General features: G+C 61.6%; 14 protein-coding genes and 2 tRNA genes. 9 read left to right on the forward strand and 7 right to left on the reverse strand.

Features of this window, described 5'->3' with window-relative positions:
* Positions 1-140: 140 nt before the first annotated feature.
* Positions 141-626 (reverse strand): Bkd operon transcriptional regulator BkdR, encoded by a 486-nt coding sequence (gene bkdR / locus B9A31_RS11360; protein ID WP_012273540.1) that lies wholly within the window; start codon positions 624-626, stop codon positions 141-143.
* Positions 627-824: 198 nt separating this feature from the next.
* Between bkdR and B9A31_RS11365 the strand changes: the two genes are divergently transcribed.
* Genes B9A31_RS11365 through lpdA form a run of 4 tightly spaced genes read left to right on the forward strand, consistent with a single transcriptional unit; the run spans position 825 to position 5,771 of the window.
* Positions 825-2,057 carry a 3-methyl-2-oxobutanoate dehydrogenase (2-methylpropanoyl-transferring) subunit alpha gene (locus B9A31_RS11365; RefSeq protein WP_019099583.1) on the forward strand — a complete coding sequence of 411 codons (1,233 nt, stop codon included), beginning with the start codon at positions 825-827 and terminating at the stop codon, positions 2,055-2,057.
* Between the two features lies 1 nt (position 2,058).
* Positions 2,059-3,117 carry an alpha-ketoacid dehydrogenase subunit beta gene (locus tag B9A31_RS11370; protein ID WP_012273542.1) on the forward strand — a complete coding sequence of 353 codons (1,059 nt, stop codon included), beginning with the start codon at positions 2,059-2,061 and terminating at the stop codon, positions 3,115-3,117.
* The gene (locus B9A31_RS11375; protein ID WP_027615311.1) at positions 3,118-4,389 is read left to right on the forward strand and encodes a dihydrolipoamide acetyltransferase family protein; all 1,272 of its coding nucleotides are present in this window, start codon (positions 3,118-3,120) and stop codon (positions 4,387-4,389) included.
* A gap of 2 nt (positions 4,390-4,391) precedes the next feature.
* Positions 4,392-5,771 carry a dihydrolipoyl dehydrogenase gene (gene lpdA, locus B9A31_RS11380; RefSeq protein WP_019099585.1) on the forward strand — a complete coding sequence of 460 codons (1,380 nt, stop codon included), beginning with the start codon at positions 4,392-4,394 and terminating at the stop codon, positions 5,769-5,771.
* Between the two features lie 82 nt (positions 5,772-5,853).
* Here the strand turns inward: lpdA and B9A31_RS11385 are convergent, their stop codons facing one another.
* On the reverse strand, positions 5,854-6,852 hold the full coding sequence (locus tag B9A31_RS11385) for a sensor domain-containing diguanylate cyclase (protein WP_019099586.1): 999 nt from the start codon (positions 6,850-6,852) through the stop codon (positions 5,854-5,856).
* Positions 6,853-7,067: 215 nt separating this feature from the next.
* Between B9A31_RS11385 and B9A31_RS11390 the strand changes: the two genes are divergently transcribed.
* Entirely contained in the window at positions 7,068-7,595 is a 528-nt protein-coding gene (locus B9A31_RS11390) for a hypothetical protein (protein ID WP_019099588.1), read from the forward strand.
* A 52-nt stretch (positions 7,596-7,647) separates the two neighbouring features.
* Here B9A31_RS11390 and B9A31_RS11395 read toward each other — a convergent pair whose 3' ends face one another.
* Entirely contained in the window at positions 7,648-8,526 is an 879-nt protein-coding gene (locus B9A31_RS11395) for a LysR family transcriptional regulator (RefSeq protein ID WP_016711834.1), read from the reverse strand.
* A gap of 118 nt (positions 8,527-8,644) precedes the next feature.
* Between B9A31_RS11395 and B9A31_RS11400 the strand changes: the two genes are divergently transcribed.
* From B9A31_RS11400 to B9A31_RS11410, 3 genes are all read left to right on the forward strand, one after another.
* A complete protein-coding gene (locus B9A31_RS11400; RefSeq protein WP_019099589.1) occupies positions 8,645-9,379 on the forward strand; it encodes an AzlC family ABC transporter permease in 735 nt (244 codons plus the stop codon).
* On the forward strand, positions 9,376-9,702 hold the full coding sequence (locus tag B9A31_RS11405) for an AzlD domain-containing protein (protein WP_016711836.1): 327 nt from the start codon (positions 9,376-9,378) through the stop codon (positions 9,700-9,702). Before B9A31_RS11400 ends, B9A31_RS11405 begins: the two co-directional genes overlap by 4 nt.
* A gap of 205 nt (positions 9,703-9,907) precedes the next feature.
* The gene (locus B9A31_RS11410) at positions 9,908-11,296 is read left to right on the forward strand and encodes an amino acid permease (protein ID WP_025753865.1); all 1,389 of its coding nucleotides are present in this window, start codon (positions 9,908-9,910) and stop codon (positions 11,294-11,296) included.
* A 30-nt stretch (positions 11,297-11,326) separates the two neighbouring features.
* On the opposite strand, the gene B9A31_RS11415 is transcribed toward B9A31_RS11410, so the two are convergent.
* Positions 11,327-11,403, reverse strand: a tRNA-Arg gene (locus tag B9A31_RS11415).
* A gap of 111 nt (positions 11,404-11,514) precedes the next feature.
* Positions 11,515-12,108, reverse strand: a complete 594-nt coding sequence (gene phnN, locus B9A31_RS11420) for a phosphonate metabolism protein/1,5-bisphosphokinase (PRPP-forming) PhnN (protein WP_019099590.1) — start codon at positions 12,106-12,108, stop codon at positions 11,515-11,517.
* A gap of 345 nt (positions 12,109-12,453) precedes the next feature.
* Between phnN and B9A31_RS11425 the strand changes: the two genes are divergently transcribed.
* Positions 12,454-12,780 (forward strand): Arc family DNA-binding protein, encoded by a 327-nt coding sequence (locus B9A31_RS11425; protein WP_003254499.1) that lies wholly within the window; start codon positions 12,454-12,456, stop codon positions 12,778-12,780.
* Positions 12,781-12,913: 133 nt separating this feature from the next.
* On the opposite strand, the gene mgtE is transcribed toward B9A31_RS11425, so the two are convergent.
* Together mgtE and B9A31_RS11435 are read right to left on the reverse strand one after the other, a co-directional pair.
* The gene (gene mgtE, locus B9A31_RS11430) at positions 12,914-14,356 is read right to left on the reverse strand and encodes a magnesium transporter (RefSeq protein WP_016711838.1); all 1,443 of its coding nucleotides are present in this window, start codon (positions 14,354-14,356) and stop codon (positions 12,914-12,916) included.
* 397 nt (positions 14,357-14,753) lie between these two features.
* Positions 14,754-14,830, reverse strand: a tRNA-Arg gene (locus tag B9A31_RS11435).
* Position 14,831: the final 1 nt, after the last annotated feature.

Genomic DNA, 14,831 nt, shown 5'->3' on the forward strand with positions numbered 1-14,831 from the left:
GGGGTGACGCATTCGATTTCATCGATGCCCTGGAGCTGAGCGATGCTCATGACGCTTGTCCTTGTTGTTGTAGGCTGACAACAACATAGGCTGGGGGTGTTTAAAATATCAAGCAGCCTCTCGAACGCCTGGGGCCTCTTCTATTCGCGCAAGGTCATGCCATTGGCCGGCAACGGCAAGGCTGTCTTGTAGCGCACCTGTTTCAAGGCAAAACTCGAGCGGATATTCGCCACCCCCGGCAACCGCGTGAGGTAATCGAGAAACCGCTCCAGCGCCTGGATACTTGGCAGCAGTACCCGCAACAGGTAGTCCGGGTCGCCCGTCATCAGGTAGCACTCCATCACCTCGGGCCGTTCGGCAATTTCTTCCTCGAAGCGGTGCAGCGACTGCTCTACCTGTTTTTCCAGGCTGACATGGATGAACACATTCACATCCAGCCCCAACGCCTCGGGCGACAACAAGGTCACCTGCTGGCGGATCACCCCCAGCTCTTCCATGGCCCGCACCCGGTTGAAACAGGGCGTGGGCGACAGGTTGACCGAGCGTGCCAGCTCGGCGTTGGTGATGCGGGCGTTTTCCTGCAGGCTGTTGAGAATGCCGATATCGGTACGATCGAGTTTGCGCATGAGACAAAATCACCGGTTTTTTGTGTTTATGCGGAATGTTTATCTGCCCCGCTCGGCAAAGGCAATCAACTTGAGAGAAAAATTCTCCTGCCGGACCACTAAGATGTAGGGGACGCTGACTTACCAGTCACAAGCCGGTACTCAGCGGCGGCCGCTTCAGAGCTCACAAAAACAAATACCCGAGCGAGCGTAAAAAGCATGAACGAGTACGCCCCCCTGCGTTTGCATGTGCCCGAGCCCACCGGCCGGCCAGGCTGCCAGACCGATTTTTCCTACCTGCGCCTGAACGATGCAGGTCAAGCCCGTAAACCCCCTGTCGATGTCGACGCTGCCGACACCGCCGACCTGTCCTACAGCCTGGTCCGCGTGCTCGACGAGCAAGGCGACGCCCAAGGCCCGTGGGCTGAAGACATCGACCCGCAGATCCTGCGCCAAGGCATGCGCGCCATGCTCAAGACGCGGATCTTCGACAGCCGCATGGTGGTTGCCCAGCGCCAGAAGAAGATGTCCTTCTACATGCAGAGCCTGGGCGAAGAAGCCATCGGCAGCGGCCAGGCGCTGGCGCTTAACCGCACCGACATGTGCTTCCCCACCTACCGTCAGCAAAGCATCCTGATGGCCCGCGACGTGTCGCTGGTGGAGATGATCTGCCAGTTGCTGTCCAACGAACGCGACCCCCTCAAGGGCCGCCAGCTGCCGATCATGTACTCGGTACGCGAGGCCGGCTTCTTCACCATCAGCGGCAACCTGGCGACCCAGTTCGTCCAGGCGGTCGGCTGGGCCATGGCCTCGGCGATCAAGGGCGATACCAAGATTGCCTCGGCCTGGATCGGCGACGGCGCCACTGCCGAATCGGACTTCCACACCGCCCTCACCTTTGCCCACGTTTACCGCGCCCCGGTGATCCTCAACGTGGTCAACAACCAGTGGGCCATCTCAACCTTCCAGGCCATCGCCGGTGGCGAGTCGACCACCTTCGCCGGCCGTGGCGTGGGCTGCGGCATCGCTTCGCTGCGGGTGGACGGCAACGACTTCGTCGCCGTTTACGCCGCTTCGCGCTGGGCTGCCGAACGTGCCCGCCGTGGTTTGGGCCCGAGCCTGATCGAGTGGGTCACCTACCGTGCCGGCCCGCACTCGACCTCGGACGACCCGTCCAAGTACCGCCCTGCCGATGACTGGAGCCACTTCCCGCTGGGTGACCCGATCGCCCGCCTGAAGCAGCACCTGATCAAGATCGGCCACTGGTCCGAAGAAGAACACCAGGCCACCACGGCCGAGTTCGAAGCGGCCGTGATTGCTGCGCAAAAAGAAGCCGAGCAGTACGGCACCCTGGCCAACGGTCACATCCCGAGCGCCGCCTCGATGTTCGAGGACGTGTACAAGGAGATGCCCGACCACCTGCGCCGCCAACGCCAGGAACTGGGGGTTTGAGATGAACGACCACAACAACAGCATCAACCCGGAAACCGCCATGGCCACCACTACCATGACCATGATCCAGGCCCTGCGCTCGGCCATGGATGTCATGCTTGAGCGCGACGACAATGTGGTGGTGTACGGCCAGGACGTCGGCTACTTCGGCGGCGTGTTCCGCTGCACCGAGGGCCTGCAGACCAAGTACGGCAAGTCCCGCGTGTTCGACGCGCCCATCTCTGAAAGCGGCATCGTCGGCACCGCCGTGGGCATGGGTGCCTACGGCCTGCGCCCGGTGGTGGAAATCCAGTTCGCTGACTACTTCTACCCGGCCTCCGACCAGATCGTTTCTGAAATGGCCCGCCTGCGCTACCGTTCGGCCGGCGAGTTCATCGCCCCGCTGACCCTGCGTATGCCCTGCGGTGGCGGTATCTATGGCGGCCAGACACACAGCCAGAGCCCGGAAGCGATGTTCACTCAGGTGTGCGGCCTGCGCACCGTAATGCCATCCAACCCGTACGACGCCAAAGGCCTGCTGATTGCCTCGATCGAATGCGACGACCCGGTGATCTTCCTGGAGCCCAAGCGCCTGTACAACGGCCCGTTCGACGGCCACCATGACCGCCCGGTTACGCCGTGGTCGAAACACCCGCACAGCGCCGTGCCCGATGGCTACTACACCGTGCCACTGGACAAGGCCGCCATCACCCGCCCCGGCAATGACGTGACCGTGCTCACCTATGGCACCACCGTGTACGTGGCCCAGGTGGCCGCCGAAGAAAGTGGCGTGGATGCCGAAGTGATCGACTTGCGCAGCCTGTGGCCGCTAGACCTGGACACCATCGTGGAGTCGGTGAAAAAGACCGGCCGTTGCGTGGTAGTACACGAGGCCACCCGTACCTGTGGCTTTGGCGCAGAACTGGTGTCGCTGGTGCAGGAGCACTGCTTCCACCACCTGGAGGCGCCGATCGAGCGCGTCACCGGTTGGGACACCCCCTACCCTCACGCGCAGGAATGGGCTTACTTCCCAGGGCCTTCGCGGGTAGGTGCGGCATTGAAAAAGGTCATGGAGGTCTGAATGGGCACGCACGTCATCAAGATGCCGGACATTGGCGAAGGCATCGCGCAGGTCGAATTGGTGGAATGGTTCGTCAAGGTGGGCGACATCATCGCCGAGGACCAAGTGGTAGCCGACGTCATGACCGACAAGGCCACCGTGGAAATCCCGTCGCCGGTCAGCGGCAAGGTGCTGGCCTTAGGTGGCCAGCCAGGTGAAGTGATGGCGGTCGGCAGTGAGCTGATCCGCATCGAAGTGGAAGGCAGCGGCAACCATGTGGATGTGCCGCAAGCCAAGCCGGCCGAAGTGCCTGCGGCACCGGTAGCCGCTAAACCTGAACCACAGAAAGACGTTAAACCGGCGGCGTACCAGGCGTCAGCCAGCCACGAGGCAGCGCCCATCGTGCCGCGCCAGCCGGGCGACAAGCCGCTGGCCTCGCCGGCGGTGCGCAAACGTGCCCTCGATGCCGGCATCGAATTGCGTTATGTGCACGGCAGCGGCCCGGCCGGGCGCATCCTGCACGAAGACCTCGACGCGTTCATGAGCAAACCGCAAAGCGCTGCCGGGCAAACCCCCAATGGCTATGCCAGGCGCACCGACAGCGAGCAGGTGCCGGTGATCGGCCTGCGCCGCAAGATCGCCCAGCGCATGCAGGACGCCAAGCGCCGGGTCGCGCACTTCAGCTATGTGGAAGAAATCGACGTCACCGCCCTGGAAGCCCTGCGCCAGCAGCTCAACAGCAAGCACGGCGACAGCCGCGGCAAGCTGACACTGCTGCCGTTCCTGGTGCGCGCCCTGGTCGTGGCACTGCGTGACTTCCCGCAGATAAACGCCACCTACGATGACGAAGCGCAGATCATAACCCGCCATGGCGCGGTGCATGTGGGCATCGCCACCCAAGGTGACAACGGCCTGATGGTACCCGTGCTGCGCCACGCCGAAGCGGGCAGCCTGTGGGCCAATGCCGGTGAGATTTCACGCCTGGCCAACGCTGCGCGCAACAACAAGGCCAGCCGCGAAGAGCTGTCCGGTTCGACCATTACCCTGACCAGCCTCGGCGCCCTGGGCGGCATCGTCAGCACGCCGGTGGTCAACACCCCGGAAGTGGCGATCGTCGGTGTCAACCGCATGGTTGAGCGGCCCGTGGTGATCGACGGCCAGATCGTCGTGCGCAAGATGATGAACCTGTCCAGCTCGTTCGACCACCGCGTGGTCGATGGCATGGACGCCGCCCTGTTCATCCAGGCCATGCGTGGCCTGCTCGAACAACCCGCCTGCCTGTTCGTGGAGTGAGCATGCAACAGACTATCCAGACAACCCTGTTGATCATCGGCGGCGGCCCTGGCGGCTATGTGGCGGCCATCCGCGCCGGGCAACTGGGCATCCCTACCGTGTTGGTGGAAGGCCAGGCGCTGGGCGGTACCTGCCTGAACATCGGCTGCATTCCGTCCAAGGCGCTGATCCATGTGGCCGAGCAGTTCCACCAGGCCTCGCGCTTTACCGAACCCTCGCCGCTGGGCATCAGCGTGGCTTCGCCACGCCTGGACATCGGCCAGAGCGTGGCCTGGAAAGACGGCATCGTCGATCGCCTGACCACTGGTGTCGCCGCCCTGCTGAAAAAGCACGGGGTGAAGGTGGTGCACGGCTGGGCCAAGGTGCTTGATGGCAAGCAGGTCGAGGTGGATGGCCAGCGCATCCAGTGCGAGCACCTGTTGCTGGCCACGGGCTCCAGCAGTGTCGAACTGCCGATGCTGCCGTTGGGTGGGCCGGTGATTTCCTCGACCGAGGCCCTGGCACCGAAAGCCCTGCCGCAACACCTGGTGGTGGTGGGCGGTGGCTACATCGGCCTGGAGCTGGGTATCGCCTACCGCAAGCTCGGCGCGCAGGTCAGCGTGGTGGAAGCGCGCGAGCGCATCCTGCCGACTTACGACAGCGAACTGACCGCCCCGGTGGCCGAGTCGCTGAAAAAGCTGGGTATCGCCCTGCACCTTGGCCACAGCGTCGAAGGTTACGAAAATGGCTGGCTGCTGGCCAACGATGGCAAGGGCGGACAACTGCGCCTGGAAGCCGACCGGGTGCTGGTGGCCGTGGGCCGCCGCTCACGCACCAAGGGCTTCAACCTGGAATGCCTGGACCTGAAGATGAATGGTGCCGCGATTGCCATCGACGAGCGCTGCCAGACCAGCATGCACAACGTCTGGGCCATCGGCGACGTGGCCGGCGAACCGATGCTGGCGCACCGGGCCATGGCCCAGGGCGAGATGGTGGCCGAGATCATCGCCGGCAAGGCACGCCGCTTCGAACCCGCTGCGATAGCCGCCGTGTGCTTCACCGACCCGGAAGTGGTCGTGGTCGGCAAGACGCCGGAACAGGCCAGTCAGCAAGGCCTGGACTGCATCGTCGCGCAGTTCCCGTTCGCCGCCAACGGCCGGGCCATGAGCCTGGAGTCGAAAAGCGGTTTCGTGCGCGTGGTCGCGCGGCGTGACAACCACCTGATCCTGGGCTGGCAAGCGGTTGGCGTGGCGGTTTCCGAGCTGTCCACGGCGTTTGCCCAGTCGCTGGAGATGGGTGCCTGCCTGGAGGATGTGGCCGGTACCATCCATGCCCACCCGACCCTGGGTGAAGCGGTACAGGAAGCGGCACTGCGTGCCCTGGGCCACGCCCTGCATATCTGACACTGAAGCGGCCGAGGCCGATTTGGCCCGCCGCGCCGAGAGGCGCTGCGGGTCTTTTTTATACCTGTACCGGCAAACCAATTCACTCGGCGATGGCATTCTTGCCGGCCCTTTTGGCCCGGTACATTGCCTTATCAGCCCGCGCCAGCAGCGCATGCTGGTCCTCCCCTTCCTGCCACTGCACCACGCCATAACTCATGGTCAGACGGCACTCCCCCACCGGTTCCAGTTGCGCCATCACCTGGCGCAAGCGCCCGGCGACATCCAGCGCCTCGCCCAGCGTGCTCTGCGGCAGTACGATAACGAACTCGTCCCCGCCCCAGCGCGCCAACAGGTCCAGTTCGCGCAGGCAGGTCCGCAGGCTGTCGACCACCCGCACCAGCGCTGCATCGCCCCGGGCGTGCCCGTAGCGGTCGTTGATCGGTTTGAAATCATCCAGGTCCATGGCGATCAGCGACAACGGCTGGCGAAAGCGCTGCGCCCGCTCGCACTCCCGCTGCAATGCCTTTTCCAATCGATAGCGGTTGGCAATGCGGGTTAACGCATCGCGCTCAGCCAACTCACGGTTCTCGTCCAGTTGCCGCTGCAACTGCTGGTTCACCCAGGACAACTCACGGGTGCGCTCGGCCACTTGCCCTTCCAGCGACTGGTTCTTCTGCTCCAGCTGCTCGACCAGGCGTTTGCCGGCGTCGATATTGCGGTGAGCACCGAGCATGCGCGCCACCGAACCGTCTTCGTTACGGTCGATGATGTAGCCGCTGTCTTCGATCCACAGGTAGCTGCCATCGTGGCAACGGCAGCGGTATTCGATGAGGTAGCGCTCGTTATGCTGACGGATGTACGCCTCGAAATGTGCCATTACCCGTGGGTAGTCTTCCGGGTGGATCACGCTTTCCCAGGTCAGTACCGAGTTGGCCATGGAGTGGCTGGCGTAGCCGAGCATCGCGTACCAGCCCGGGTTGCGATAGACGTAGCCGGTGTTGGCATTCCAGTCCCAGATGCCATCGCTGATCAACTCGAACAATGTGTGCAACTGCTGTTCACTGAAGCCAGCGGGGGCCGGCCTGGTTTCCTGATTCATGGACGCTCTCCCTGATGCCCAGCAACTGCGCTCCGGTCAAGGGGCTGCCGACAGTGGTGGTAATTGCCGCAGGCGGCAAGATGATGCCTGTGACGGGCAAGCATATGCCCGCCAGCGTGCAACCGGAATAGCCCCAACGCCCGGTTTCCAGCTGCCATAGCGCTGGCATGGCTTTTGCGCGTAACGCCTGCCAACACGATTTCCAAGGAGGAAACATGATAATCGCCCACAACGGCGTCAGCTGGCAGCCCACGCTCCATCAACCACAGCGCGCCAACGATGAACAGGCTGCGGCGCAGGCTACGGATTTGCGCACGGCAATCACCACCGCCAGCACGACAGCCCAGCAGCAAAACCAAGGCAACACGGCGCAGCAGAACGCTGAGGATGCCCGGGAGGAGGCTTTCGCCAAATTCAAGGTGATGCTGCAAAACCTTGGCTCTGGCGTAACCGGGCAGGACAGCCCGGAGCAACTGACCACCAGCACTGCCCGGCAAGCGTTTCAGGACCTGATGTCCAAATCGCACGGCGAGATGATCAAGGAAAAACTGCTGAGCGAAATTGGCCTGACCGAAGCGCAGTACGAAGCCCTGCCGCCAGAGGTGAAGGCCAAGGTCGGCGAGTTGATCGCTCAGCGCTTGCAAGAGGAGATCGAGAACCGGGTCCAGGAGAAAGCACAAGAACAGCTCTCCCAGGCAGACGGCACATCAGATGGCAATGAAGACGCGATAAGCCACGTGTGAGGATTGGCGACGAGGCCTGTCGGGGGCGCCACCCGACAGGCAGCGCCAAGGCTCAAGCCAACTGCAGCAGCGCCTCCTCCACCGCAGCCACCACCTGGTTGCCCTTGGCACCCGGTAATCGCCACGCGGCAATGGTCATGCCCAAAGGCACCGCGCAGTCGATGGGCGCCACCAGTTCGCCGCTGTCCAGATAGCGTTGCACCAGGCTTCTGCGCCCGATCAGCACACCGGCAGCCAGCAACGCCTGCTGCAATGCAATCGAGTACAGGGAAAAACCCGGCCCACGGGCCACGAAATTGTGCCCCGGCATGGCTGCGCCGGCCCACACCGCCCAGTCATTCCAGCCTACGTCAGCAATGCAACGGGCATTGGCAAGGTCCGCAGGGGTGATGATGCTCTCTGCCAAGGCGGGTACGCATACGGGCAACACTTCTTCCGTGGCGATCCTGCGCTGCCAGCGTTCGGGTTTTTCGGTGTAGAACAGGCACAGGTCGAATGGGCTACGTTTGAGGTTGGGCGGCTCATCCACCGCCGTAACCGAAATCTCGATGGGCGCCAGCAGGCGGGTCAGTTCCGGCAGGCGTGGCCCTATCCACAACTGCGCCAGGGCCGGCGACGTTACAATGTGCACACGCTGCGGCGCAGCCAGCCGCCGTAACGTGCGCGCGGCGGCTTCCACTGCATCGAACGCCTCGGTGAACTGGCTTTTCACGCTCTCACCCAGGGGCGTCAGGCGTACGCCCTTGGCATGGCGCTCGAACAACGCAGCGCCGTATTCGTTTTCCAGCGTCTTGACCAAGGCGGCGATGGCCCCTGGGGTGACCTTGAGTTCGAGGGCGGCACGCGCGAAACCGCCCAGGCGCGCAGACGCCTCGAAGGCACGCAAGGCATTGAGCTGGAGCGAGTGCCGGGTGGGGCTGTCGAGATACACGGTATGAGGCCTATATTTTTTAGGCCTACTATTTCAGAAATCTGACGTTGTGGCCAACTGTCAGGCGCATTAACGTGAGGGTGTCCATGCACCCTCCGAACAGCTTCAAGGAACTCCCATGCAGTACCCAAGCGCGACCCAAGCATTCAAGCAGGGCGCACAAAGCGTTATGCCGTTGACCTCCGGCATTGTGCCTTTTGGCCTGATCACCGGGGTTACGGCAATCGGCATGGGCCTGTCACCCGCCGACGCCATTGGCATGACCTTGCTGTTCTACTCCGGCTCTGCGCAAATGGTGGTGATGCAATTGATGCAAAACGCCGCCCTGCCAGTGACGATGGTGGTCACCGCACTGGTGATCAACCTGCGTTTTCTGATGTACAGCGCCAGCCTGGCCCCACACCTGGGCCACCTCCCGCGCCGTCACAAATGGCCAATGGCGTTCATGCTGTCGGATCAGTCCTTCGCCCTGTGCACACTGAAAATGGGCACAGGCGGACTAGGCCAGCATGCCTACCCCTATTACGCCGGCACGGCGATCACCATGTGGTTCGGCTGGAACCTCTCGGTACTGGCGGGCATGTACCTGGGCGCAGGCATTCCGGAAGACTGGTCACTGGGTTTTGCCATACCGTTGTCTTTTCTGGCCTTGCTGATACCCGGCATTCGCAATACCGCCATGCTCGGCGCCGCGCTGACCGGTGGCGTGCTTGCGGTGCTGGCCGTTGACCTGCCCTACAACCTTGGCCTGCTGACCGGTGCCGTCGGCGGAATCATCGCCGGGCTGGCCATCGAGAGTCGGCAAAAACAACACGCCGTACCTGAAGCCCATACAGAGCAGAACGCATCATGAGCGAAACGACCCAGTGGATAACCTTCGTGCTGATTGGCCTGGGCACCTTCGCCATCCGGCTGTCGTTCATCGAACTGCACACGGTGTTGCGCATCCCGCCTCTGTTTCGCCGCGCATTGGCCTATGTGCCGGCCAGTGTACTGGCTGCGCTGGTGTTGCCGGCCGTGGTCTTCCCTGACCGGCATGCCGGGTTCGACTGGACGAACCCGCAGATACCCGCGGCGGTCCTGGCTGCGTTGGTAGCCTGGCGCACACGCAGCACGATGCTGACGCTGGTTGTGGGCATGGGGGTGTTGTGGGCGTTGAAGCACTGGGGGCTTTAGGAGAAAGTGTCCGCCGTGCGACATGAAGCGCAACAGTCCTTAGGAAAAATCAGCAGGATGTTGTGCATAGAATTCGTTTGAGGTCCTTGGCCTTATTGTCCATGGTGGCAGCCTGGTAGCTATTTGCCACGCGTGGACGCAGGCGCACGACAGTGCCTGCGTAGGGGAACGTTGTCGGCCCCCAATAATAAGAGAGGACAAGGAAATGCAATCCAACAGTTTGAAACAAAGCCTGAAGCAGCGGCACATCACCATGATTGCCCTGGGCGGGGTAATCGGTGCCGGGCTGTTCATGGGGTCTGGCGCGTTAATCGCATCGGCGGGCCCTGCGGCCATCCTGTCGTACTTCATCGGGGGGTTGGTGGTCACCCTGGTCATGTTCATGCTCGGCGAAATGGCCTGCCGCAACCCGGATGCCGGTTCGTTCTCGACCTACGCCAACACCTACCTCGGTGACTGGGCCGGTTTTGCTGTCGGCTGGCTGTACTGGTTCAAGTCGATGATGACCATCACCCTCGAAGCAGTGCTGTTGGGCGCGATCCTGCATGACTTTCTACCTTGGTTGCCGATCTGGGCAGGCGCTTTCCTGATGCTGGTGACGTTGATGGCCAGCAACGCCTACTCGGTACGCTCCTTTGCCGAAGTGGAATACTGGCTGGCCGCGATGAAGGTCGCCACCATTCTCATTTTCATGCTACTGGGCATTTCGATCCTGCTTGGCCTGCACAGCAACATCCCCTCCCCCGGGCTGGTCAACCTCACCGCCCATGACGGCTTCATGCCCAACGGCCTGTCACCGGTGATGGCTGGCGTGATCGTGGTGATCTTCTCGCTGGGCGGCAGCGAAATTGCCGCCGTGGCTGCAGGTGAGTCGGAAAACCCGCGACAGAACGTGATTCGCGCAATCAAGAGCGTGATCCTGCGGGTGATGCTGTTCTATGTAGGCTCGGTGTCGATCCTGATCCTTTGCCTGCCGTGGACCGACAAGGCCAACCTGGCCTCGCCCTACGTTTCGCTGTTCAGCCTGGCCGGGTTCGGTGGTGCTGCGGTGGCCATGAAACTGGTGCTGTTCGTCTCGTTCATGTCGGTGATGAATTCGTTCATGTTCTCCAACTCGCGCATGCTGTTCTCCCTGAGCCAGCGCGGGCACGCACCCAAGCTGTTCTCGCGCACGAGCGCCAAAGGTGTGCCGATCAATGCATTGCTGCTTAGCCTGTCGATCTGCACGATGATCCTGACCGTGCACTTCGTCAGCGGCGGCGACCTGTTCATGACCTTGGCCAAGAGCACCGGCAGCCTGGTGATGGTCGTATGGATCTTCATCATCATCGCCCACATGGCCATGCGCTGGAAAACCCGCCATGAAGCGATCGACCCGGCGGCCTTCCGGGCCTGGCTGTTCCCGTATGCCAACATCGTCGCGTTGTTCGCCTTGCTGGCGGTGATCGGCACCCAGGCATTCGAACCGGCGTCACGCTTCCAGTTCTGGTTCACAGTGCTGACAGTGGTACTGGTGGTGGTGGGGTACTTCGTGATGCGTCAGCGCCTGGCCGGTAGCAAGGCAGACGAACAACACCATCGCGCGTTGCAATGATGGATGGCGGGCATGTGGGGAAACAGGAAATGGCGTCCCAGGCAGGAATTGAACCTGCAACCTTCCCCTTAGGAGGGGGATGCTCTATCCAATTGAGCTACTGAGACGCAAGCACCGGCAGCGAGCGCTGCACAGCGGGACGGCCAGCATGTTAACCAGCATGCTGGCGTTTGTCATGCCTCTACCTGGCTTTTTCGCGTAATCCTTTTCTGGCACTGCTACACCGGCGGCAGCACACCTTCATCGCGAAGCAACCCGAACAGGGCCGCGACCGCTGCCTCCAGGCTTGTCGAGTTGTCCAGCACATGCACCGAAGGATCGGACAACACCTGCAAACGAGCACTACGCGCCAACCGCTGTTCAACCTCCTCAACGCTTTCGCGGCCCCGGGCCAGCAAGCGCTGGCGCAGCACCTCCGGCCTGACCTCGACCAGCACTGCCAACATGTCCGGGTAACGCTGACGCGCTTCGGGCAGGTAAGCCCGCGAGCCATTCACCAGCACCGCCTTGCCCGCCGCCAACCACTCATCCACCTGCCGAGGAATGCCATACCCCAGGCCATTGGCCCGCCAGCACATGGCAAATGCCCCCTGCGCACACAAGGTTTCAAACTGTTCCGCCGTGACCCCTTGGGCAGCTTCGCCCTTGGCTTCGGCCGAGCGGGTAATGACCCGACGGGCAACCTCTACCCCGGCGGCTGCCAGCCGCTCACGCGAAGCGTCGATCAGGGAATCTTTTCCCGAACCGGACGGTCCTACCAGAAATATCAGCCGGCCTGTCCCTGATCGGCGGTCGCTTGCGTCATGTTGCATAGCCACTATGCTCTATGGAGGGAAACCGGCGCATTCTAGGGGTTTTCCTGTCCTTTTGCTGTGTTTTACCAGTTTTTGACGGCAAAAGACTGACAGTCAGGCAAGCCGGAGCATGTAAAACTTTTCAAACCAGTGCTCATTTCTGATAATTGGTACTGGCATAAAGCCTTTATCCGGCCCACTATTTGTCACAGAATTGACGCCAAGGAAACGGCGACCATGAGGCAAGATGAGCATCCATTTTTCACTGACGGTTGAACATTTTGTCGTCGCCACGGTCGTATTTCCACCCCGTGCGGCCAATTTGAGAACCGCTTCCCCTGAACCAAACTCCGGTCAATTTATATGCGCCCAATGAAACAGGCTATTTATTCGAGCCGCACCGCTGACAAGTTCGTCGTCCGCCTGCCAGACGGGATGCGTGAGCGCATTGCCGAGGTAGCGCGCAACCATCACCGCAGCATGAACTCCGAAATCATCGCGCGCCTGGAGCAGAGCCTTATCCAGGAAGGTGCTTTGGGTGACGAGCTGAGCATGCGCCTGGACAGCCCTGAGCTGTCCCTGCATGAGCGCGAGTTGCTGCAGCGCTTCCGCCAACTGTCCCACCGCCAGCAGAATGCCTTGGTCGCCCTCATCGCTCACGATGTGGAAATGGCCGCCGACGCCTCCTGAGGCCTGCAAGCGAGCACAAAAAAGCCAGCGTAAGCTGGCTTTTTTTATGGGGGCTATCTGAAGCAAACGCAGCCCTCTGCAGGAGCGGCCTTTCGCGGCACAAGGCCGCTCCTGCAAAGGATTGTGTTTGGGCTTAGAGAAGGAACAACGTGGCCAGGCCAAGGAAGATGAAGAAGCCGCCACTGTCGGTCACGGCAGTGATCATCACACTCGCGCCCATCGCCGGGTCGCGCCCCAAGCGGGCCAATGTCATCGGGATGAGCACACCCATCAGCGCCGCCAGTAACAGGTTCAAGGTCATCGCTGCAGTCATCACCACGCCCAGCGACCAGCTACCGTACAACCAGAAAGCCACGGCACCAATGACTCCGCCCCACACCAGGCCGTTGATCAGCGACACCGCCAGTTCCTTGCGCATCAGGCGGCTGGTATTGCCCGGCGATACCTGGTCCAGTGCCATGGCGCGGACAATCATGGTGATGGTCTGGTTGCCCGAGTTGCCACCAATACCCGCAACGATGGGCATCAACGCAGCCAGGGCCACCAGCTTTTCGATCGACCCCTCGAACACCCCGATCACTCGCGAAGCGAGAAACGCAGTAATCAAATTGATCGCCAACCACGCCCAGCGGTTGCGGAACGAGCGCCAGACCGAGGCGAAGATGTCTTCCTCTTCACGCAGACCCGCCATGTTGAGGACTTCGCTCTCGCTCTCTTCACGGATCAGGTCGACCATCTCGTCAATGGTCAAACGGCCGATCAGGCGCTCGCCCTTGTCTACGACAGGTGCCGATACCAGGTCGTAACGCTCGAAAGCCTGCGCCGCATCATAGGCATCTTCCTCGGGCTGGAAGGATACCGGGTCGGTCGCCATGACCTCCGCCACCTTCTTCTCCGGGTCGTTGACCAGCAGGCGCTTGATGGGCAACACACCCTTGAGGATGCCGTCGTAATCGACCACGAACAGTTTGTCGGTGTGGTTGGGCAGCTCTTTCAGGCGGCGCAGGTAGCGCAGCACCACTTCCAGGCTGACGTCTTCGCGGATGGTGACCATCTCGAAGTCCATCAGCGCACCGACCTGCTCCTCGTCGTAGCTCAGCGCCGAACGCACACGTTCGCGTTGCTGGGCATCGAGGGTTTCCATCAGCTCATGGATAACGTCGCGCGGTAGCTCTGGGGCCAGGTCGGCCAGCTCGTCGGCGTCCATTTCCTTGGCGGCGGCCAGCAGCTCGTGATCGTCCATGTCAGCGATCAGCGATTGACGAACCGAGTCGGATACTTCCAGCAGGATGTCGCCATCGCGGTCCGAGCGCACCAGCTGCCAGACCGTCAGGCGGTCTTCCAGGGGCAAGGCTTCGAGGATATAGGCGATGTCGGCGGGGTGCAGGTCATCGAGCTTACGCTGCAGCTCGACGAGGTTCTGGCGGTGGACGAGGTTTTCCACCAGGTCGTTGTGCGCGCCCTCCTGGCGGTGAGTCAGGTCTTCGACCACACGCTGGCGCTGCAGCAGTTCGACCACCTGGGCCAGGCGATCCTGCAGGCTCTCTTGCGCTTTTTTTACTTCTACTTCAGTCATAGGCGAACTCCACTCCCAGCAGCGGAGCACGCCGGGAGAATCAATCGGTCAGATCTTTCTGTATGAATCGTGTTAGCGAGTAACTACTGGGTAAGTCCATGGTGGTTTTCCACAAGCCCCGGCGGGGCTGACGGGCGCAATCATACACTGCTAAAGCTGTCAGATCGCTTAAATTTTTGGCCAGAACAATCGTTTGCGTGATAAAGCTGGGACAACGCTCGAAGCTATCAGTGCGACGGTTGTTGTGGATGGGAAAGCACATTTGTTTTGGTTGCCGCACGGCGGCGCCAAGCTACACCACAATCATTACAGAAGAGCGTAGATCGACATCACCAACAATTCATTGGCGCAGAAAAACAAAAAGCCCGCTCAAATGAGCGGGCTTCTTGATGGGGTATGGCGGACTCAGCAGGATTCGAACCTGCGACCGCTCGGTTCGTAGCCGAGTACTCTATCCAGCTGAGCTATGAGTCCG

The sequence above is a fragment of the Pseudomonas sp. URIL14HWK12:I5 genome (genome assembly GCF_900176445.1).
Classification (GTDB): domain Bacteria; phylum Pseudomonadota; class Gammaproteobacteria; order Pseudomonadales; family Pseudomonadaceae; genus Aquipseudomonas; species Aquipseudomonas monteilii.